Source organism: Kitasatospora sp. NPDC048722 (genome assembly GCF_040650235.1).
Taxonomy (GTDB): domain Bacteria; phylum Actinomycetota; class Actinomycetes; order Streptomycetales; family Streptomycetaceae; genus Kitasatospora.
On sequence record NZ_JBEZGX010000032.1, the window covers coordinates 23775 to 43380 of the forward strand.

The window sequence follows — 19606 nt, forward strand, 5'->3', positions numbered from 1 at the left end:
TCTTGTTCGCAGCGCGGCAAGCGAGTGAACGAGATCAGAAAACTCTGGTCCCGTGGAGCAGTTGGTTAGCTCGCCACCCTGTCAAGGTGGAGGTCGCGGGTTCAAGTCCCGTCGGGATCGCCGCAGTGCGAGAGGCCCGGAACCGTTCAGGTTCCGGGCCTCTCGCGTTTTGGGCGCACGCCCTATACCCCACACTTGGCCTGGACCACAAGTGACGGAGCGCGTGACGGTCGTCACTTACGTTTTCCCCACAACCGGCGCGCCGCGGCCTTGCTCGGAAGCCACTAATTTAATATGTAAAATTGTACAGTTATTCACTGTAAATCCCCCCCGCCCCATGAGCATCAAATCGTTATCCGGAGTTCAACATTCCGACAGATCGGCAGCCGGCCCCGGGCACGGCAAAGGGGCCGCTTACCGGACCCGGCGGAGTCCGGTAAGCGGCCCCTTTAAAGAGCCTTCGGCCTATCAGGCCTCGGTGCGCTGGGCGGGAATCCCGGCCAGCAGTGCGCGCACCTCCGCCTCGCGGTAACGGCGGTGACCGCCGAGCGTGCGAATCGACGTCAGCTTGCCCGCCTTGGCCCAGCGGGTGACCGTCTTCGGGTCCACGCGGAACATGGTGGCAACCTCTGCCGGCGTCAGCAGCGGCTCAGCATCAGGGGTACGAGCGGTCATGAGCGGCCTCCTCGGGAGAACCGAACCAGGGCGGTTCTATCCTTCAAATTCTGCACCTTGGCCCGCGATGCCCGAAATGGCATAGACGGGCCGAGTCGGTTATAGGACGAACGGCTTGTCCTGGTGTCTACAACTACACCATCCGTCCAGCCCTATCGACCAAACCGCCAAAATTGACCCCTCACGGGTTCAAGGCCGACGGATGGCGATGGACCACCCCATAACGGACAGTCACTCGCCAGTGACGTCCGGTTACGAGGGGACCAGACCCTCCGTTTCCCCGCAAAGCACGCATCGACTCCAGAACCACCCAAAAGTGGGCACGCTCACGTGGAGTTGGGCTGGTTGTCCCATTTTTGCACATAGGGGTAAGTTCGCGTCAACGGTGAGTAGTGTCACGTTCGACAGGTATTGACCCGAACCGGGACCTTCGTCATGCGGCCCGGGCCGAAGGACCCTTCCAGTCATACACGGGCGCTCGGACGTCAGTTCGCCCGCTAGTTCGCGTACCGCAGCGCCAGGACGCGCCGCCAGCGCACCGTCAGCTCCCCGTACACCCGCAGCGCCTCCGCGTCGTCCCCGGCCCGCAGCGCCCGCAGGCCGTCCTCCAGCTCCCCCGCCGAACGGTCCGCCAGCAACCGCTCCGCTCCCAGCAGATGCACCAGTCCCCCGTAGTCCAGCTCCACCAGCGAGCGCGGATGGAACTCCTCCAGCCACCGCCCGACCTGCTCGGCCCCCCGCACCAGCTCCCCCTCCGGAACCGTCTCGCGCAACGCCCGGTAGGCCCGGGCCACCCGTCGGCGCGCCTGCGACATCGGCGTCAAGTAGAACAGCGCCGGCGCCCGACCCCCGCTCCCCTCCCCCTTGTCCCCCGCTTCCGCCGGAACGAAGCAGCGGTCCTCCTCCCCGAACGGCAGGAACCACCGCACCGGCACCTCCCACCGGCTGGTGAGGATCCACGGCCGGGCGTCCGGGTGCTCGGCCCGCCAGCGCTCGCGGTCCGCCTCCGCGGCGGCCCGCGCCACCGGCGGCAGCGCGGTGTCCAGCAGCGCCACCGGCGCCCCCGCCCGCAGTTCCTCCAGCGCCTGCCAGCTGCGCAGCCTGGTCGCCCACGGGCAGACGTAGAGGACGCCGTCCACCAGCCGCACGAAGGCCCGCTCGCTCTCCCGCTCGGGCAGCGCCCGGGGCGTGCGCCCGACCAGCCCGGCGAGCGCCTCGCGCTGCTCCGCCAGCACCGCCTCGGCCACCGGCCGGGCGGCCTCCGCGGCGTCCGGACCGTGCTGCGCCGCGTACGCCTGCCAGCGCGCCCGCTCGGGCTCCGGATAGGCGGCCAGCGGCTCGTAGACCCGCAGGTGGGCGGCGTACGGCGGCTGTACGGAAGTACGGACGACGGTCACGTCCTGCATGGTCGCACGCGGGGCTCGGCGCCGGGAGGGCGCGCCCCCGAACCGTTCGCGCCCGCACTCCGGGGGCCCTCCCGTCTCACCCCTCGGACAACCGGCACAAGCTCGGACAAGACGGCGGATCGTCGACGGGCACGCGACTACGCTTCGCCTTAGGCGCCCGCACCACAGCAGCGGGCCTTGGATACTGGAGTCACCACAGTGACCGACGTACAGACATCCTCCACGCACCCCGCACCCGGCGTGCTCAGCAGGATCTTCCGTACCGAGCAGGACGGCGCCCCCGGCGACGGCCACGAGCAGGTCGTCCTCTGCCACGACCGCAGCTCCGGGCTCAAGGCGATCATCGCCATCCACTCCACCGCGCTGGGCCCGGCCCTCGGCGGCACCCGCTTCTTCCCGTACGCCTCCGAGGAGGCGGCCCTGGAGGACGCGCTGAACCTCTCCCGCGGGATGTCCTACAAGAACGCGCTCGCCGGGCTCGACCTCGGCGGCGGCAAGGCCGTCATCATCGGCGACCCGAACAAGGACAAGAACGAGGCGATGCTCCGGGCCTACGGCCGCTTCGTCGAGTCCCTGCGCGGCCGCTACATCACCGCCTGCGACGTGGGCACCTACGTGCAGGACATGGACGTCATCGCCCGCGAGACCGGGTTCGTGACGGGCCGCTCGCCCGAGCACGGCGGCGCCGGGGACTCCTCCATCCTGACCGCCTTCGGCGTCTTCCAGGGCATGCGCGCCAGCGCCCAGGCCCGCTGGGGCCAGCCGACCCTGCGCGGCAAGCGGGTCGGCGTCGCGGGCGTCGGCAAGGTCGGCCACTACCTGGTCGGCCACCTCGTCGCGGACGGCGCCACCGTGGTCGTCACCGACCCCTTCGAGGCCGCGGTCAACCGCGTCCGCGCCGCCCACCCGGAGGTGGAGGTCGTCGCCGACACCACCGCCCTGCTCCAGGCGAAGCTGGACGTCTACGCCCCCTGCGCGCTCGGCGGCGCCCTGACCGACGACGTCGTCGCCGCGCTCGGCGAGTTCGGCACCTCGATCGTCTGCGGCGCGGCCAACAACCAGCTGTCCCACGCGGGCGTCGAGAAGGACCTCGCCGACCGCGGGATCCTCTACGCCCCGGACTACCTGGTGAACTCCGGCGGCGTCATCCAGGTCGCCGACGAGATCGACGGCTTCAACTTCGAGCGGGCCAAGAACAAGGCCACGAAGATCTTCGACACCACTCTGGAGATCTTCACCCGGGCCGCCGCCGACGGCGTCCCGCCGGCGGTCGCCGCCGACCGCCTGGCCGAGAAGCGGATGCGCGAGATCAGCGCGCTGCGCACGGTCCTGCTCCCGGGCGCCCGCCGCGCCTGATCCGGCCCCGTCCGGAGCCGATCCGGCTCACCCCGTGCGCGGGGGACGGTCCTGCCCCTCCCTGCCCGCCCTCGGGCAGGGAGGGGCCCAAGTCCCCCGCGCATCACGATGTGGAACCGGATTCTCACTTCTGCGCCCGAACGGGTGATCCGAGGTCCCCCTTGGGGGGATAATCGATCCCGGAACGACGGACCTCAGACACCTCCGGACAGCGCGCAAAGCGCCGCAAAACCTCCCTTGACCTGGGAAGACCTGGTCGCGGGTGCAGTCGGTGCGCGCCACGTCACACCGACGACGTACCGTCCAGCGGCGGAAACAGGTACCGTTAATGCTCCAAGGGACGGTCCTCCCCATTCGGGCAGGCCGGTCCTGATCATGAACACGTGTCAGACTCGGGGCCGTGAGCCCCATCGTTGAGGGGGTCGACCCATGGGGCGCGGCCGGGCCAAGGCCAAGCAGACGAAGGTCGCCCGCGAGCTGAAGTACAACAGCGGCGGGTTCGACGCTAACCGTCTGTCCAACGAGCTGGGCGTATCGCCGTCCACCGCTTCGATCGACCCCGAGCCGATCGAGGAGGAAGAGGACGACGACCCGTACGCGGAGTACGCCGCCCGCTACGCCGACCTCGACGACGAGGACGACACCGAGCCGGGCACCGGGCCGTCGCAGGCCTCCCGCCGCTCGTAACCGCCGTACCGCCGGACCGGTCCGGACGCCCCAGGGCGCCGGGCCGGTCTTCGGCGTTCCCCTGACAGGCCGTCGGCCGCCTGCTGTCCGGGGACGCGAGAGGGCCCCTCCGGTGCACCGGAGGGGCCCTCTCGTCACATCTGACGCGCCTGGCACCCGGAAGGCGCCGTGGGCCCGTCTCAGCCCGCCGTGAAGCCCTCGTAGGCGTTGTAGAGCGCCGCGCCACCGTCGTGCTCGTCGGTGCGGTCGACGATGTCGCCCAGCAGCCAGGCCTCGACCCCGCGGTCCTCCAGGACCGACAGCACGACGTCCACCGAGTGCGGCGGGACGACCGCGACCATGCCGACGCCCATGTTGAGCGTCTTCTCGATCTCCAGGGTGCTCACCTTGCCGACCTCGGCGACGGTCTGGAAGACCGGCAGCGGGGTCCAGGTGCCGCGGTCCAGGCGGGCGTGCAGGCCGGCCGGGATGACCCGGGCCAGGTTGGCCGCCAGGCCGCCGCCGGTGACGTGCGAGAAGGCGTGGACCTCGGTGGCGCGGGTGAGCGCCAGGCAGTCCAGCGAGTAGATCCGGGTCGGCTCCAGCAGCTCCTCGCCGAGGGTGCGGCCGAACTCCTCGACCTTGCGGTCCAGCTGCCAGCCGGCCTGGTTCAGCAGGACGTGTCGGACCAGCGAGTAGCCGTTGGAGTGCAGGCCGGAGGCGGCCATCGCGATCACCACGTCGCCGGCCCGCACGCGCTCGGCGCCGAGCAGCGCGTCCGCCTCGACGACGCCGGTGCCGGCGCCCGCCACGTCGTACTCGTCCGGGCCGAGCAGGCCCGGGTGCTCGGCGGTCTCGCCGCCGACCAGGGCGCAGCCGGCCAGCGCGCAGCCCTCGGCGATGCCCTTGACGATCGCGGCGACGCGCTCCGGGACGACCTTGCCGACGCAGATGTAGTCGGTCATGAACAGCGGCTCGGCGCCGCACACGACGAGGTCGTCGACGACCATGCCGACGAGGTCGTGGCCGATGGTGTCGTGCTTGTCCATGGCGGCGGCGATGGCCACCTTGGTCCCCACGCCGTCGGTGGCCGAGGCCAGCAGCGGCCGCTCGTAGTTCTTGAAGGCGGACGCGTCGAAGAGGCCGGCGAAGCCGCCGAGGCCGCCGACCACCTCGGGGCGGTTGGCCTTCTTCACCCACTGCTTCATGAGCTCGACGGCGCGGTCGCCCGCCTCGATGTCGACGCCGGCGGCGGCGTAGGTGGCGCCGTCAGAGGTGTGACGCATGGCGTCTCCGTTGGGGGTGGCGGTGGGCGACGGGTGGGAGGTCACTGCGGTGCGGCCCTTTCGGGTCGAGGTGGGGTTGGAACAGCGGTGGGGCCCCGGTTCCGGGACCCCACCGCGGGTACTACGGGCGGCGCAGCGCGTCGGCCGCGCCCGCTCCGCCGAGCAGGGACTGGACGCCGTCCAGGTCGCTGCCGGTCGGCTTGCCGCGGACGGCGGGCGGCTGCTGGCCGCCCTTGATCTCGGCCTCCAGCAGGAGCTTGCCGAGCAGCGCCGGGTCGGGCAGCTCCATCGGGTACTCCCCGTCGAAGCAGGCCCGGCAGAGCCTGTCCTTGGGCTGCTTGGTGGCCTCGATCATGCCGTCGATCGAGATGTACGAGAGCGAGTCCGCGCCGAGCGTGCGGCCGATCTCCTCGATGGTCATGCCGTTGGCGATCAGCTCCGCCCGGGTGGCGAAGTCGATGCCGAAGAAGCAGGGCCACTTCACCGGCGGCGAGGAGATCCGGATGTGGACCTCGGCGGCGCCGGCCTCGCGCAGCATCTTCACCAGCGCGCGCTGGGTGTTGCCGCGGACGATCGAGTCGTCCACGACCACCAGGCGCTTGCCCTGGATGACCTCGCGCAGCGGGTTCAGCTTGAGCCGGATGCCCAGCTGGCGGATGGTCTGGCTGGGCTGGATGAAGGTGCGGCCGACGTAGGCGTTCTTCACCAGACCGGAGCCGTAGGGGATGCCGCTGGCTTCGGCGTAGCCGATCGCGGCGGGGGTGCCGGACTCGGGCGTCGCTATCACCAGGTCGGCCTCGACCGGGGCCTCCTTCGCCAGCCGACGGCCCATCTCCACCCGGGAGAGGTGGACGTTGCGGCCGGCGATGCTGGTGTCCGGGCGGGCCAGGTAGACGTACTCGAACACGCAGCCCTTGGGCTTCGCCTCGGCGAAGCGGGAGCTGCGCATGCCGTTCTCGTCGATGGCGATGAGCTCGCCGGGCTCGACCTCGCGGATGAAGGAGGCGCCGCAGATGTCCAGCGCCGCCGTCTCGGAGGCGACCACCCAGCCGCGCTCCAGCCGGCCGAGCACCAGCGGGCGGATGCCCTGCGGGTCGCGGGCGGCGTAGAGGGTGTGCTCGTCCATGAAAACGAGCGAGAACGCGCCCTTGACCTTGGGCAGCACGACCTTGGCCGTCTCCTCGATGGAGAGGTCCGGGTGGCCGGCGAGCAGCGCGGTCACCAGGTCGGTGTCGTTGGTCGCGGCGGTCCGGCCGGAACGGGAGACGTGCTCCTCGCCCGGCAGTTCGGCGACCATGGCCGCCAGTTCGGCGGTGTTCACCAGGTTTCCGTTGTGCCCGAGGGCCAGCGAACCGTGAACGGTCGCCCGGAAGGTCGGCTGGGCGTTCTCCCAGACCGAGGAACCGGTGGTCGAGTAGCGGGCGTGTCCGACGGCGATATGCCCGTGCAACGACCCCAGGGAGGCCTCGTCGAAGACCTGGGAGACGAGTCCCATGTCCTTGAAGACGAGAATCTGGGAGCCGTTGCTCACTGCGATGCCCGCGGATTCCTGACCGCGGTGCTGCAGGGCGTAAAGGCCGAAGAACGTGAGCTTGGCGACCTCCTCGCCGGGAGCCCAGACACCGAAGACGCCGCAAGCGTCCTGGGGGCCTTTCTCGCCGGGAAGAAGATCGTGGTTGAGTCTTCCGTCACCACGTGGCACGCCTTCGAGTCTAGGGCAGTTGGCACAGGCTTCCGGAACCCGGGACGCCGGGATTGTTGGGCGATCGTTCGGCAACGCGCGTAGACAAAACCCCTTACCGAGTGGGCATTTCGGCCCGGGGGAATTCCCGCGGGCGGGTGATGGCCTTGTGGTTCGCGCCTGTTGGGGCATTCCGGGTGCGAAGCGCCGGCCCTCGGGGCCGCAGCGAACGTGAGCCTGCTCACCCGGAGTTCACGGGGGCGTCACCGGGCACCCTCACGCGGCCGGGAGCAGCAGGCCCCACGCGCCCGGGTGGACCGTCCAGGTGCGGGCGCGGACCGGGCCGACCGGGCGGCCGTCGACCTCGTAGCCGAAGCCGCGGCCGACCACCGAGACGCTCGCGGCGCGGGCGCGCACCAGGGCACCGGGCGCGCGGACGACGACCTCCATGACGCCCGAACCGTCCGACGCGCCGGAGGGGAGGGAGACCTGCACCAGCCGGACCGGCCGGTGGACGTCCGCGAGGAGCCGACCGTCGGCCTCGACCCGGATCCGGGAGCTCTGCTCGGCGGCCTCGACGGTGAGTGCGTTCCCCTGCTCGGCCGCAGCCAGTTTCGCCCATAGCGAACGCCAGCCACCCGGACGGCCGATCAGCCGCCGGGCTCCCGCACCCGCGATCCGCACCCCGCCCAGCGCGACCCCGCCGCCGTCGTCGACCAGCAGGTCCAGCTTCCGCGGCGCCCCCGACAACACCGCCCGCGCGGCCGGCACCGGCTCGCCCGGGACCCCGAGCGCGCGGGCCGCCGCCAGCTCCTCCGAGCGGCCGACCGGAACCATGCCCACCGGATCCGTGCCCAGCTCACGGTGCCGGTGCAGGGCCTGGAGCACCCGTTGCAGGGCGAGATCGGACCCGATCACCACCGGTCGCCGCCGACCCCGGTGCGAAAGCACCCGATCGAGTTCGGAAGAGCTCTCCGGATACGCCACCTTGACGTCCGCACCTCCGCAGAGCACGTCCTTCGCGATCCGCACCGACTCCCCGTCGGTCTGCCGGGCCACCGGGTCGAGGAGCAGCAGGAGCGGCTCGGAGCCGCCGGTTGCAGGCGTGGACAGGGACGACACGACCGGTCCTTCCTCAGGTAATCTCTCGGTGCAAGAGCCCCTTGCGCTACTGCGCCAGGGGCTTCGTCTATCTCGGGGCAGACTGCGGCCTACGCAGGATGCCCCAACCGGAAGGGGTGTACGCCTGTGCCGGCACTCGTGCTCGTTGGCGCTCAGTGGGGGGACGAGGGCAAGGGGAAGGCGACCGACCTCCTCGGCGGCTCCGTCGACTACGTCGTCCGCTACCAGGGCGGCAACAACGCCGGTCACACGGTGGTCATCGGCGACCAGAAGTATGCCCTGCACCTGCTCCCCTCCGGCATCCTCAGCCCGAACGTGACGCCGGTGATCGGCAACGGCGTCGTGATCGACCCGGGCGTGCTGCTCTCCGAGCTGACCGGCCTCAACGAGCGCGGCATCGACACCTCCAAGCTGCTGATCTCGGGCAACGCCCACCTGATCACGCCGTACCACCGCACCCTGGACAAGGTCACCGAGCGCTTCCTCGGCAAGCGCCGGATCGGCACCACCGGCCGCGGCATCGGCCCGACCTACGCGGACAAGATCAACCGCGTCGGCATCCGGGTCCAGGACCTGTTCGACGAGTCGATCCTGCGCCAGAAGATCGAGGCGGCGCTGCACGACAAGAACCAGATCCTGGTCAAGCTCTACAACCGCCGCGCCGTCCCGGCCGAGCTGGTCGTCGAGGAGTACCTGGGCTACGCGGACAAGATCAAGCCCTTCCTCGCCGACACCACCCTCGTCCTGGACGAGGCCCTCAAGGCGAACAAGGTCGTCCTGCTGGAGGGCGGTCAGGGCACCCTGCTCGACGTCGACCACGGCACGTACCCCTTCGTGACCTCGTCGAACCCGACCTCGGGCGGCGCCTGCACCGGCGCCGGCATCGGCCCCACCAAGATCGACCGGGTCATCGGCATCCTCAAGGCCTACACCACCCGCGTCGGCTCCGGCCCGTTCCCGACCGAGCTGCTCGACGCGGACGGCGAGGCGCTGCGCCGCATCGGCGGCGAGCGCGGCGTGACCACCGGCCGTGACCGCCGCTGCGGCTGGTTCGACGCCGTCATCGCGCGCTACGCGACCCGGGTCAACGGCCTCACCGACTTCTTCCTCACCAAGCTCGACGTCCTGACCGGCTGGGAGCAGATCCCGGTCTGCGTCGCGTACGAGATCGACGGCCGCCGGGTCGAGGAGCTCCCCTACAACCAGTCGGACTTCCACCACGCCAAGCCGATCTACGAGACGCTGCCGGGCTGGACCGAGGACATCAGCAAGGCGAAGACCTTCGCCGAGCTGCCGAAGAACGCGCAGGCCTACGTGAAGGCGCTGGAGGAGATGTCGGGCGCGCCGATCTCCGCCATCGGCGTCGGCCCGGGCCGTGACGAGACGATCCAGATCAACTCGTTCATCTGATCCGGTTCCGGACCGCCGTCCGGACGTCGGTCCGAAGGGGCCCTGCGGGAGAGATCCCGCAGGGCCCCTTCCGTTTGCCCGCCAATTTTGCACTAGAGCATAAATACGTTGCATCTAGTGCAGTTCGCCAGTACGTTCGGGTCATGACCGCGAAGCTGCCCGAGCCCGTCACCCTGACCGGCCGTCACGTCCGCCTGGAGCCCCTCGGGCGCCACCACGTCCCCGAGCTCTGGGCCGCCGTCGGCCCCGACCCGGACGTCTGGCGCTGGATCCCCTTCCTCCCGCCGCAGAGCGAGGAGGAGCTGGGCGGGATCATCGAGCACCGGATCGGGGAGATGGCGGCCGGCGCGGCGGTGAAGTTCGCCGTGGTCGACCTGGCGAGCGGCCGGGCCGTCGGCATCACCGGCTTCTACGACTTCAGCGCGACGCACGAGCTCGTCGAGATCGGCGGCACCTGGTACGCCCGCTCGGTGTGGCGCTCGGCCGTGAACTCCGAGTCGAAGCTGCTGCTCCTGCGGTACGCCTTCGGCGAGCTGGGCATGGGCCGGGTGATGTGGAAGACCGACGCGCTCAACGACCGCTCCCGCAACGCGATCCTGCGGCTCGGCGCCCAGTACGAGGGCACCTTCCGGCGCGACCGCCTGCGCGCCGACGGCGTCTGGCGGGACACCGCCTACTTCTCGATGCTCGCCGACGAGTGGCCCGCCGCCGAGGCCCGGCTGGTCGAACGGCTCGCCCGCGGCTGACCGCCCCACGACGAGCCGCCGCGCGGCTGACGGCCGCCCCGGCTCGCGGTGGCAAGCTGGGGCGGAGAACCGAGCCTTCACCGAGGAGCCACCATGAGCGACTGGCAGCGGCCTTCCACCGGCGACCCGTCCGGAACGTGCCTGGAGGTGCGGTTCGTCGACGGCGTCGTCGAGATCCGCGAGTCGGACGGGAGCGGCGTCGTCGTCCGCACCACACCGGAGAAGTGGGAGGCCTTCCTCCTCGGCGTCCAGGCCGGGGAGTTCGACCACTTCGTGGCCGACGTCTGACGGTACGACGACGGCCGGTGGGGTGGGGCGGGCGGTGCCCCGGAGGCGCCGGCCTGAGCCGGAAGACGCGCCCTAGTTCTCGTCGACGGAGCGCGAGTTCCGGGCGGCGAACTCCGGCTTCGCCGAACGGGGCTCCCTGGGCTGGAGGTTGACCAGCCAGACCAGCCAGCCGACGAACAGCACGGCGAGCAGCAGGAGGGACAGGCCGGCGACGACCAGAGCGTTCACCGGCTCACCGGGACGCGTCGGGGACGACGGAGGGGCGACGGAAGCGGCATGGGTGTCTCCGGTCGGGGATGGCGAGCCTGCCGGCCGTTCATCAGGTCGGAATTCAGGGCCGCTTGATGGGCCGTGGGCGACAACCGGTCGGCGGGTGACTCGGCTTCGACCCTAGGGTCGAAGTACAAGACTTGCTACCGAGAGAGTGGACGTTCACTCCATCGTGGGGTATCCCCCGTTTCGGTAGCTAGGGTCCGGTTTGCACGGCACACTTCACCGGAAGCATCGACGGACACCGCGACCCGGAGAAGAGACTCATGCCACCCCGCTTGTCGCCGACCGTGCGCCAGCAACGCCTTGGCATCGAGCTGCGCAAGATGCGCGAACGCGTCGGCGTGACGCCCAAGACCCTGGCCGCCACCCTGGGCACCGACCTGCCCAAGATCTCCCAGATGGAGAACGGGAAGTCCGGCATCAGCGCCGACCGGCTCCGGGCCTGGGCACGCGCCTGCGGCCTCACCGAGGGCCGCTACCTCGACGCGCTGCTCGCGATGACCCAGGACCGCCGCAAGTACTGGTGGGACGGCTACCGCGGGCGCATCCCGAGCGGGATCATCGACATCGCGGAGATGGAGCACCACGCCGAGTCGCTCACCATCCTGCACACCAGTTTCATCCCCGGGCTCCTGCAGACCTCCGCCTACGCCAACGCCGTGTTCGCGCGCCTGCGCCCGCCGCTGCCCCGGCAGGAGACCGACGTGCGCACGGCGTTCCGGATCCAGCGCCAGCGCGTCCTGGTCGAACGGCCGAAGCCGTACACCGCCTTCATCCACGAATCCGCGCTGCGCATGCAGTTCGGCGGTCCGTTCGTGCTGCGCGACCAACTGCGCAGCCTGCTGGAGGACTCCGAGCGCCCCGGGGTGGAGATCCGCGCGATCCCGTTCACCGTGGACACGTTCCCCGGTTCCGGGGAGAGCATGTACCTCGCCTGCGGGCCCGTTCCCGAGCTGGACACCGTCCAGATCGACCTCTCGCAGGGGCCGAAGTTCGTGCACACCGAGGCCGACCTGCGGACCTACCGCGAGATCAGGACGGAGACCGAGGCGATCGCCCTCGGAGCCGACGACTCGCGGGAGTTCATCCGGACCATACTGAAGACAGCGCCCGTATGAGCGACTGGCAGAAGTCCTCGGCCAGCGCCGAGGCCAACGAGTGCGTCGAGATCCGCACCGCCGACGGGCTGGTCGAGATCCGCGAGTCGGAGAGCGCCGAAGTCGTCGTGCGCACCACCCCGCGCAAGTGGGCGGCCTTCGTGCGCGGGGTGAAGGCCGGGGAGTTCGACCGCCACGGCGACTTCGGCGGGCTCCAGTCGCCGGGCGCACCCTGAGCGCCGGGGCGCGCCGTTAATCCACGGTCCGGCCGCACCCACGACGGTAGGCTTTGGCACCCACAGTGGAACCCTGCGCCTGGCACGGCACCCCGGGCGGGGTGCGCGTGCGGGAGAAATCGGAGCATCCCAGGATGGCTCGGCACCTGATCACCAGCGCCCTTCCGTACATCAACGGGATCAAGCACCTGGGCAACATGGTCGGGTCGATGCTCCCGGCGGACGTCTACTCCCGCTACCTGCGCCAGCGTGGCCACGAGGTGCTGTACATCTGCGCGACGGACGAGCACGGCACGCCCGCCGAACTCGCCGCGCAGGAGGCCGGGCTGCCGGTCGCCGAGTTCTGTGCCCGGGCGCACGACGCGCAGCGCGCGGTCTACGACGGCTTCGGCCTCTCCTTCGACCACTTCGGCCGCAGCTCCTCGCCGCAGAACCGGGAGATCACCCAGGAGATCGCCCGCGAGCTCCAGCGCAACGGCTTCATCGAGGAGCGCGCGATCCGCCAGGTGTACTCCAACGCCGACGGCCGCTTCCTGCCGGACCGCTACATCGTCGGCACCTGCCCGCACTGCGGCTACGACAAGGCGCGCGGCGACCAGTGCGAGAACTGCACGCGCGTGCTGGACCCGACCGACCTGCTGGAGCCGCGCTCGGCCATCAGCGGCAGCGCCGACCTGGAGGTGCGGGAGACCAGGCACCTGTTCCTGCTCCAGTCGAAGCTGACGGAGGAGGTCGAGGAGTGGATCTCGGCCCACGCCGACGACTGGCCGGTACTCGCCTCGTCCATCGCCCGCAAGTGGCTCACCGAGGGCCTGCAGGACCGCTCGATCACCCGTGACCTGGAGTGGGGCGTCCCGGTGCCGGCCGACGTGTGGCCCGAGCTGGCCGCCGAGGGCAAGGTGTTCTACGTCTGGTTCGACGCCCCGATCGAGTACATCGGCGCCACCAAGGAGTGGGCGGACGCGGCCCCGGCCGGGCAGCTGCGGGACTGGAAGTCCTGGTGGTACGAGGCCGACGGCACCGTCCGCTACACCGAGTTCATGGCCAAGGACAACGTCCCGTTCCACACGGTGATGTTCCCCGCGACGATCCTCGGCTCGCGCCGCCCGTGGAAGAAGGTCGACCAGGTCAAGGCCTTCAACTGGCTGACCTACTACGGCGGGAAGTTCTCCACCAGCCAGAGGCGCGGCATCTTCACCGACGTCGCCCTGGAGCTGCTGCCGGCCGACTACTGGCGCTACTTCCTGATGGCGCACGCGCCCGAGTCGGACGACTCCAGCTTCACCTGGGACCTCTTCGCCGCCGTCGTCAACAAGGACCTCGCCGACACCCTCGGCAACTTCGTCAACCGGGTGCTGACCTTCAGCCGCAAGCGCTTCGGCGACGACGTCCCCGGCGGGCACGCCGCCGGCGAGGCGGAGGAGCGGCTCGGGGCGCAGATCGCCGGCCTGCTCGCCGAGTACGAGGCGCAGCTCGACGCGCTCAACTTCCGCAAGGCGGCGCAGGCCCTGCGCGCCCTGTGGAGCGCCGGCAACGCGTACCTGGACGAGAAGGCGCCCTGGCTCCAGGTGAAGACCGACCCGGAGGCGGCGGCGCTGACGCTGCGCACGGCGATGAACCTGATCCACCTGTACGCGGTGGTGTCGGAGCCGTTCGTCCCGGCCACCGCGGCGGCGATGCGCGGCGCGTTCGCGCTGGCCGACGACTCCCCGGCGGCGTCCCGGCGCTGGATCGCCCCGGAGGAGGCGCGGTCGCTCGACCTGGTACCGGCCGGGACGGGGTTCACCGTGCCGCCGGTGCTGTTCGCCAAGATCACCGACGACGACCTGGCGGCCTGGACGGCGCGCTTCGGCGGCGAGTAGGGGCTCGCGGGCGGATTCCCCCGGGAGCGCTGGGCGTCAGGGAGCGGCCGTCTCGGCGGTGACCCACGCGAGGTAGCCGGGGCTGCCCGCGACCACCGGGACGGCGATCACCTCGGGCGTCTCGTACGCGTGGCGCTCGGTGAGGAACGCGCCCAGCCGGTCGGCGAGTCCGGCCCTGGTCTTGAGGTCGATCCGCCACTCCCCGGCGTCCTGGACCTCGCCCTCCCACCAGTAGACGGACCGGACCGGGTACACCTGCGCGCACGCGGCCAGCCGCTCGCGGACGGCCTCGGAGGCCAGGGTCCGGGCCAGGTCCTCGGTCTCGTGGGTGGTCGTCACGACGACGAAGCCGGGCTCGGTCCGGTGCTCGTTCTCGTGCTCGTCGGCAGTCATGGGGCGACGGTACCGGTCCCCGGACGCATCGGCCCCCGGGGTGCCACCGGCATCCCGGGGGCGCCCCAGGGGGCTCCGCGGCTACCGGGCCGCGCGGGCGGTGTGGACCGTCATCGCGGACAGGTAGAAGGCGTCCGGCCGGTGCAGGATCCCGGTCGGGGCGTCCTCCTCCAGCAGGGCCGCCAGCGTGGCCGCGTCCTGCGGGTCCAGGTGGTCGGCGAGCTGGTCGTGCAGGCGGGCGAGCTGGGCGTGCAGGTGCTCGCGGGCGGGGGCGGCGAGCGGGGCCGGGTGGTCGATCAGGAAGGTCCTGGTGCCGGTCGGGGTCAGGCCGGCCCGGCCGAGCATGGCCGGCCAGTCCTCGATCTCCTCGGTGGCGTCCGGCAGTTCGGCGCGCATCGTGCTGAAGCCCGCCTCGTGGGCCGCGTCCAGGCGGGCCTGGAAACCGGCCTTGCCGAGGCCGAAGTCGCGCGGCAGGTAGCGCAGCGGCAGTCCTCGCTCGGCGACGGCCAGCAGCCCGCCGGGGCGCAGGAGGCCGGCCAGGCCGGTGAGCGCGGTCTGCTGGTCGCCGAGGTGGTGGATCGCGTTCGCGGACCAGATCAGGTCGGCCCCGCCGAGCTTGCCGAACTCCTCGGGCAGATCGGCCTGCTGGATCGTCAGGCGGCCGCCGGAGCGGGTCCGGGCGCGCTCCAGCAGCGCCGCCGACTGGTCGACCGCGACCACCTCGGCAGCCGGGAAGACCTCGGCGAGCAGCCCGGCGAGCACGCCCGGGCCGCTGCCGACGTCGAGCACCCGCCGGACCTCGCCGCCGGCGGTCAGGTCGCGCAGCCAGTGGGCGGCGGCGGTGACGGCGGGGGCCTTCAGCTCGGCCTCGCGCTCCAGGTGGGCGGCGAGTGCGTCCCAGTCGAAGTCGGCGGCGGGGACGTGGTCGTGGCCGTGCTCGTGGCCCCGGGCCTCGGTGGGGTGGTGATGGTGGTGGCCGGACATCCGGGGTCTCCGATCGTCGTGGTCGTCAGTGCGGTGATGCGGCGTACGGGAGGGAGCCTCCCGCTCAGGCGGGCAGGGCGGCGGCGGACGCGCGGTGCTCCCCGGACACGCGGAACCGGGCGACCACCCGTTCGACGTCCTCCGCGGTGAGCTCGTGGCCGAGCGCGAAGGCCGCCGCCGCGCCCCCGCCGATCACGACCACGTCGTAGCCGTCCTCGGGGGGATCCACGGTCGTCGTCCTGACGCTGTTCTCGCTCATCGCGGTCACCTCCACCGCCAGGCTGCGGCCGCTCCTACAGGAACGGCAAGCTTTGTTGCCATTCCTGCAAATCAAGCCCAGCCGCGAACCCGCGCTCAGCCACCCGTGCGCCGCCAGTACGACCGGACCGCGACCGCCAGCGCCACCCCGTACACGGCGAACGCGCTCATCCCGACCCAGCCCACCATCAGCGCGTCGTCCGGCGCCGGCAGGTCGCCCGTCCGGATCGTCGTCACGCCGACCGTGCACAGCGAGAGGTACCCGACCCCCATCAGCCCGTACGGCGCCAGCGTGCCGGCCCCGATCAGCGCGGGGGCGAGCGGCAGCCAGCGCGGCACCCGGCGGCCGCTCAGCACCAGGGTCCACCGCGGGAAGACCTGTCCCCACGGCCGGACCAGGCCCCACAGCAGGAACACCCCGAGCGCGGCCATCAGCGCGGTGGGGTCGATCCCCCAGTCCTCCAGGGTGAGCCAGAGCCCGGAGGCGCCGTTGCGCTCGTCGGTCACCCGCATCCGGGCGCCGTCGATCCCCGCGAAGCTGCCGCCGAAGGCCCAGTTGAGCTTCATCACGACGTACGGGACGAAGGCCAACGTGCCAGCCCACGCGGCGAGTTGGACGACCGCCGGGGCCTCGGACGGAGCCGGGGCCGGCGCCCGGGTCCCGGCGGGCGGACGCACGCGCGCAGCCCCCGCCAGCAGCACGACGCCGACCGCCGACAGCACGTGCAGCACCGCCCCCGGTCCGCTGTCCACGGCCGCGCCGGTCAGCAGCATCAGCACGTCCATCAGCAGCCCCCAGGCCGCCACCGCCGCCGCCCCGACCAGCGCCCACAGCACCGCCCGCAGCGCCGGCCCCGGCCGCCCCCGGGCCGCCGCCACCCCGGCCGGCACCGCGAGCACCCCCGCCCCGGCGACCGCCCAGCCCGGCCAGACGGCCCCGAGCAGGTCCGTCCCGCTCAGCGCGCAGCCCGTCCCGAACCCGGCACAGGCGACGCCCCAGCCGGCCACACCCCACGCGTTCCTCGTCATGCCCCCACGCTCGCCCGCGCGCCCCGCCCCGGCCTCCTCCGCTCCGACGAATCCGCTCCCCCCGCCGGGGGATCCCGCGCGCCGGGCCGGGAACGGACGCTTGCCTTGGAGTGCACTCCAACTCCTAGCCTCTGACGCAACGAACGGGACACCCAAGACCTTCGGGGGAGAACCACCATGCGCTACCGCGTCCTCGGCGGCACCGGCATCGAAGTCAGTGCCTACTGCCTCGGCACCATGATGTTCGGCGCGATCGGCAACCCCGACCACGACGACTGCGTCCGGATCATCCACACCGCGCTCGACCGCGGCATCAACTTCGTCGACACCGCCGACATCTACTCGGCCGGCGAGTCCGAGGAGATCGTCGGCAAGGCGCTGGCCGCCCGCGGCGACCGGGACGACATCGTGCTCGCCACCAAGGTGCACTTCCCGATGGGCGAGGGCCGCAACCGGGGCGGCAACTCCCGGCGCTGGATCGTCCGGGAGGTCGAGGACAGCCTGCGGCGACTGCGCACCGACCGGATCGACCTGTACCAGGTGCACCGGCCGGACCACACCACCGACGTCGAGGAGACCCTCTCCGCGCTCGACGACCTCGTCCGGGCCGGCAAGATCCGTGCCTTCGGCTGCTCGACCTTCCCCGCCGAGCAGATCGTCGACGCGTACCACGTCGCCGAACGCCGCGGCCTGCCGCGCTTCCGCACCGAGCAGCCGCCGTACTCGCTGCTCGCCCGCGGCATCGAGGCGAACGTGCTGCCCACCGTCCAGCAGCTCGGCATGGGCGCGCTGACCTGGGGCCCGCTGGCCGGCGGCTTCCTGACCGGCCGGTACCGCAAGGGCCGGGCGATCGACCTCTCGCGGGGCCGCGCCGCCATCAACCCGGGCCGCTTCGACCCGGAACTGCCGCTCACCCAGGCCAAGCTGGACGCCGTCGAGGGCTTCACCGCGCTCGCCGAGGACCTCGGCCGCACGCTCCCCGAGCTGGCCGTCGCCTTCCCGCTGGCCCACCCGGCCGTCACCTCGGTCATCCTCGGCCCGCGCACGATGGAACAGCTCGAATCCGCGCTCAAGGGCGCCGACCTCGTCCTCGACGACGCCACCCTCGACCGCATCGACGCGATCGTCCCGCCCGGCACCAACCTCTACCAGGCGGACGGCGCCTGGCAGCCGCCCGCGCTCACCACTCCCGCGCTGCGCCGCCGCCCGGCCGCGGACCGCTCCGCGGGCTGACGGGCCTCTGCGGGGGAGCCGGTGACGCCGGTTCCCCCGCCGCCCTCACCGCTCCCGGGGCGCCGCGAAACAGTGCACGACGACGGTCCGTCCGCCGCCCCACTGCTGGTCGGCGCTGCCCAGCCAGGTCCAGCCGAGACGCCGGTAGCAGGCCACCGCCGCCGCGTCGGTGGCGAGGACGTCGAGGACCGGGTGCAGGCCGAGCGCCCGCGCGTGGGTCAGCGCGTTCGCCAGCAGGCGCGCCCCGACGCCCCGCCCGCGCGCGGCGGGGGCGACGTAGAGCCGGTTCACCACGGCGGTGAGCTCGGGCCGGGCCCCGGTGCGGCGGCTCCACAGCACCGGGGCGGCGTCCCCCGGGGCGCTGCGGGAGAGGGCGACGTGCCCGAGGATGCGGCCGTCCGCCTCGGCCACCCACGCGGCGAGGAGCCCCTCGGGGGTGAGCCAGGCGGCGGGGCGGTCGGGCCAGTCGGACGGGTAGCCGTCGGTGGCGTGGACGTCGCCCAGCAGCCGGACGCATTCGGCGAGGTCCGGAACGCGGCGCCGGCGGACCGGCACCCCCGCCCCGGCCTGCCGGGAACCGGACGCGACGACGTTGGCGCGTTCTTCAAGGTCAGCCATGCCGGTACGTTACCGGCCGGGCCTCAGGCCCGCAGCAGGTCGACCACCCCCGCCAGGTCCTCCTCACCGCCGCCGAGCGCGAGTCTGCGCTCCATCAACCGGAAGTACGGCGCCAGGAGTTCGTCGCTCACACCCTGCTCCTCGGCCGTGCCCAGCAGCGTCCGGCGCCCGGCCACCTGCATCGCCAGGTTCGACGCCACGTCCTTGGCGTAGTCGCCGCTCGCCAACTGCTCCGCCGTCCTCGCGATCGACCCGGTCATCGCCGTCAGCCACCCGGCCAGCAGCGGCGCGAGGTCGCCGGGCGCGACCGCGGCCTCCTCCCTGACCAGCGCGAACGCGTGCGCGACCCCGGCGAACATCCCGTACATCGCGCTGAGCAGCGCCACGTCGTGCAGCGCCGCGTGCCCCGGGTCCGCCCCGACGTACCGCGTGCCGGCCGGCACGGCGAGCACCTCCGCGTGCTCCTCGAACAGCGCGGACGAGCCGCTGTAGAACACGTACGGCCCGGCCGCCGGGACGCCGATCATCGGCGGGACGGCCATGATCCCGCCGTCCAGGTAGCGCGCGCCGCGCCCGCCGGCCCACCCGGCGCGGACCCGGGCCTGGGCGGGGGTGCCGGTGACCAGGTTGACCACGTCCTTCCCGGCGAGGTCCGCGTCGGCCAGCGCCTCCGCCACGGAGGCGTCGTCGAGCAGGCACACCACGACCAGCCGGTTGGCCGCGACGGCCTCCGCGGCACTGGCGGCGACGACCGCGCCCTCGGCGGCGAGCGCCCCGGCCCTGGCCGGGCTGCGGTTCCAGACGGTCAGCGGGTGCCCGGCGGCGAGCCAGGCACGGGCCAGGGCGGTGCCCATGGCGCCGAGCCCGAGCAGGGTGACGGGGGTCTTCTCAACTTCGGTGTTTCCCATGGGAATCAGCCTCTTCGCGGCACCGCCGGCGATCAAGTACGCACATGGAAGTGGGTGGTTACCCTGGGGTGAGCGACGA

At 72.0% G+C, this 19606-nt stretch carries 21 protein-coding genes and 1 tRNA gene; 10 read left to right on the forward strand and 12 right to left on the reverse strand.

Annotation, left to right across the window (positions count from 1 at the left end; genetic code table 11):
* The first annotated feature begins 46 nt into the window (after positions 1-46).
* Positions 47-120: transfer RNA gene (locus AB0C76_RS23215), tRNA-Asp, on the forward strand.
* A gap of 348 nt (positions 121-468) precedes the next feature.
* Here the strand turns inward: AB0C76_RS23215 and bldC are convergent.
* Both bldC and AB0C76_RS23225 read right to left on the reverse strand, forming a co-directional pair.
* Positions 469-675 (reverse strand): developmental transcriptional regulator BldC, encoded by a 207-nt coding sequence (gene bldC / locus AB0C76_RS23220; RefSeq protein ID WP_014137253.1) that lies wholly within the window; start codon positions 673-675, stop codon positions 469-471.
* 497 nt (positions 676-1172) lie between these two features.
* The gene (locus AB0C76_RS23225; protein ID WP_359968571.1) at positions 1173-2072 is read right to left on the reverse strand and encodes a hypothetical protein; all 900 of its coding nucleotides are present in this window, start codon (positions 2070-2072) and stop codon (positions 1173-1175) included.
* 207 nt (positions 2073-2279) lie between these two features.
* Between AB0C76_RS23225 and AB0C76_RS23230 the strand changes: the two genes are divergently transcribed.
* Positions 2280-3437, forward strand: a complete 1158-nt coding sequence (locus tag AB0C76_RS23230; RefSeq protein WP_359968574.1) for a Glu/Leu/Phe/Val dehydrogenase dimerization domain-containing protein — start codon at positions 2280-2282, stop codon at positions 3435-3437.
* 429 nt (positions 3438-3866) lie between these two features.
* Entirely contained in the window at positions 3867-4124 is a 258-nt protein-coding gene (locus AB0C76_RS23235) for a DUF3073 domain-containing protein (protein ID WP_280674041.1), read from the forward strand.
* Between the two features lie 179 nt (positions 4125-4303).
* Here the strand turns inward: AB0C76_RS23235 and purM are convergent, their stop codons facing one another.
* The 3 genes from purM to AB0C76_RS23250 all read right to left on the reverse strand — a co-directional run bounded on the left by purM (position 4304) and on the right by AB0C76_RS23250 (position 8192).
* Entirely contained in the window at positions 4304-5389 is a 1086-nt protein-coding gene (purM, locus tag AB0C76_RS23240) for a phosphoribosylformylglycinamidine cyclo-ligase (protein ID WP_359968577.1), read from the reverse strand.
* A gap of 121 nt (positions 5390-5510) precedes the next feature.
* Positions 5511-7091 (reverse strand): amidophosphoribosyltransferase, encoded by a 1581-nt coding sequence (gene purF, locus AB0C76_RS23245; protein WP_359968580.1) that lies wholly within the window; start codon positions 7089-7091, stop codon positions 5511-5513.
* Positions 7092-7346: 255 nt separating this feature from the next.
* On the reverse strand, positions 7347-8192 hold the full coding sequence (locus AB0C76_RS23250) for a diacylglycerol kinase (protein ID WP_359968583.1): 846 nt from the start codon (positions 8190-8192) through the stop codon (positions 7347-7349).
* A 126-nt stretch (positions 8193-8318) separates the two neighbouring features.
* Between AB0C76_RS23250 and AB0C76_RS23255 the strand changes: the two genes are divergently transcribed.
* From AB0C76_RS23255 to AB0C76_RS23265, 3 genes are all read left to right on the forward strand, one after another.
* Positions 8319-9602, forward strand: coding sequence for an adenylosuccinate synthase (locus AB0C76_RS23255; protein WP_359968585.1), 1284 nt, complete (start codon positions 8319-8321; stop codon positions 9600-9602).
* A 143-nt stretch (positions 9603-9745) separates the two neighbouring features.
* Positions 9746-10348 carry a GNAT family protein gene (locus tag AB0C76_RS23260; protein ID WP_359968588.1) on the forward strand — a complete coding sequence of 201 codons (603 nt, stop codon included), beginning with the start codon at positions 9746-9748 and terminating at the stop codon, positions 10346-10348.
* A gap of 93 nt (positions 10349-10441) precedes the next feature.
* Positions 10442-10636, forward strand: a complete 195-nt coding sequence (locus AB0C76_RS23265; protein ID WP_359968591.1) for a DUF397 domain-containing protein — start codon at positions 10442-10444, stop codon at positions 10634-10636.
* 72 nt (positions 10637-10708) lie between these two features.
* Here the strand turns inward: AB0C76_RS23265 and AB0C76_RS23270 are convergent, their stop codons facing one another.
* Complete coding sequence (locus tag AB0C76_RS23270) at positions 10709-10864, reverse strand: hypothetical protein (RefSeq protein ID WP_359968594.1); 156 nt, start codon at positions 10862-10864, stop codon at positions 10709-10711.
* Between the two features lie 308 nt (positions 10865-11172).
* Between AB0C76_RS23270 and AB0C76_RS23275 the strand changes: the two genes are divergently transcribed.
* The 3 genes from AB0C76_RS23275 (at position 11173) to metG (ending at position 14104) form a co-directional block, all read left to right on the forward strand.
* Positions 11173-12027, forward strand: coding sequence for a helix-turn-helix transcriptional regulator (locus AB0C76_RS23275; protein WP_359968596.1), 855 nt, complete (start codon positions 11173-11175; stop codon positions 12025-12027).
* Positions 12024-12242, forward strand: a complete 219-nt coding sequence (locus tag AB0C76_RS23280; RefSeq protein WP_359968599.1) for a DUF397 domain-containing protein — start codon at positions 12024-12026, stop codon at positions 12240-12242. Before AB0C76_RS23275 ends, AB0C76_RS23280 begins: the two co-directional genes overlap by 4 nt.
* 134 nt (positions 12243-12376) lie before the next feature.
* The gene (gene metG / locus AB0C76_RS23285; protein ID WP_359968602.1) at positions 12377-14104 is read left to right on the forward strand and encodes a methionine--tRNA ligase; all 1728 of its coding nucleotides are present in this window, start codon (positions 12377-12379) and stop codon (positions 14102-14104) included.
* A gap of 36 nt (positions 14105-14140) precedes the next feature.
* On the opposite strand, the gene cutA is transcribed toward metG, so the two are convergent.
* From cutA to AB0C76_RS23305, 4 genes are all read right to left on the reverse strand, one after another.
* Positions 14141-14497 (reverse strand): divalent-cation tolerance protein CutA, encoded by a 357-nt coding sequence (gene cutA, locus AB0C76_RS23290; protein WP_359968605.1) that lies wholly within the window; start codon positions 14495-14497, stop codon positions 14141-14143.
* A gap of 81 nt (positions 14498-14578) precedes the next feature.
* Positions 14579-15481, reverse strand: a complete 903-nt coding sequence (locus AB0C76_RS23295; protein ID WP_359968608.1) for a class I SAM-dependent methyltransferase — start codon at positions 15479-15481, stop codon at positions 14579-14581.
* Positions 15482-15545: 64 nt separating this feature from the next.
* Entirely contained in the window at positions 15546-15740 is a 195-nt protein-coding gene (locus AB0C76_RS23300) for a hypothetical protein (protein ID WP_359968611.1), read from the reverse strand.
* 95 nt (positions 15741-15835) lie between these two features.
* Positions 15836-16768: a hypothetical protein gene (locus AB0C76_RS23305; RefSeq protein WP_359968614.1), complete on the reverse strand. Its 933-nt coding sequence runs from the start codon at positions 16766-16768 to the stop codon at positions 15836-15838.
* 177 nt (positions 16769-16945) lie between these two features.
* Between AB0C76_RS23305 and AB0C76_RS23310 the strand changes: the two genes are divergently transcribed.
* Positions 16946-18001: an aldo/keto reductase gene (locus tag AB0C76_RS23310; RefSeq protein WP_359968616.1), complete on the forward strand. Its 1056-nt coding sequence runs from the start codon at positions 16946-16948 to the stop codon at positions 17999-18001.
* A gap of 45 nt (positions 18002-18046) precedes the next feature.
* Here AB0C76_RS23310 and AB0C76_RS23315 read toward each other — a convergent pair whose 3' ends face one another.
* The gene (locus AB0C76_RS23315) at positions 18047-18619 is read right to left on the reverse strand and encodes a GNAT family N-acetyltransferase (RefSeq protein ID WP_359968619.1); all 573 of its coding nucleotides are present in this window, start codon (positions 18617-18619) and stop codon (positions 18047-18049) included.
* 23 nt (positions 18620-18642) lie between these two features.
* Positions 18643-19527: an NAD(P)-binding domain-containing protein gene (locus AB0C76_RS23320; protein ID WP_359968622.1), complete on the reverse strand. Its 885-nt coding sequence runs from the start codon at positions 19525-19527 to the stop codon at positions 18643-18645.
* Positions 19528-19606: the final 79 nt, after the last annotated feature.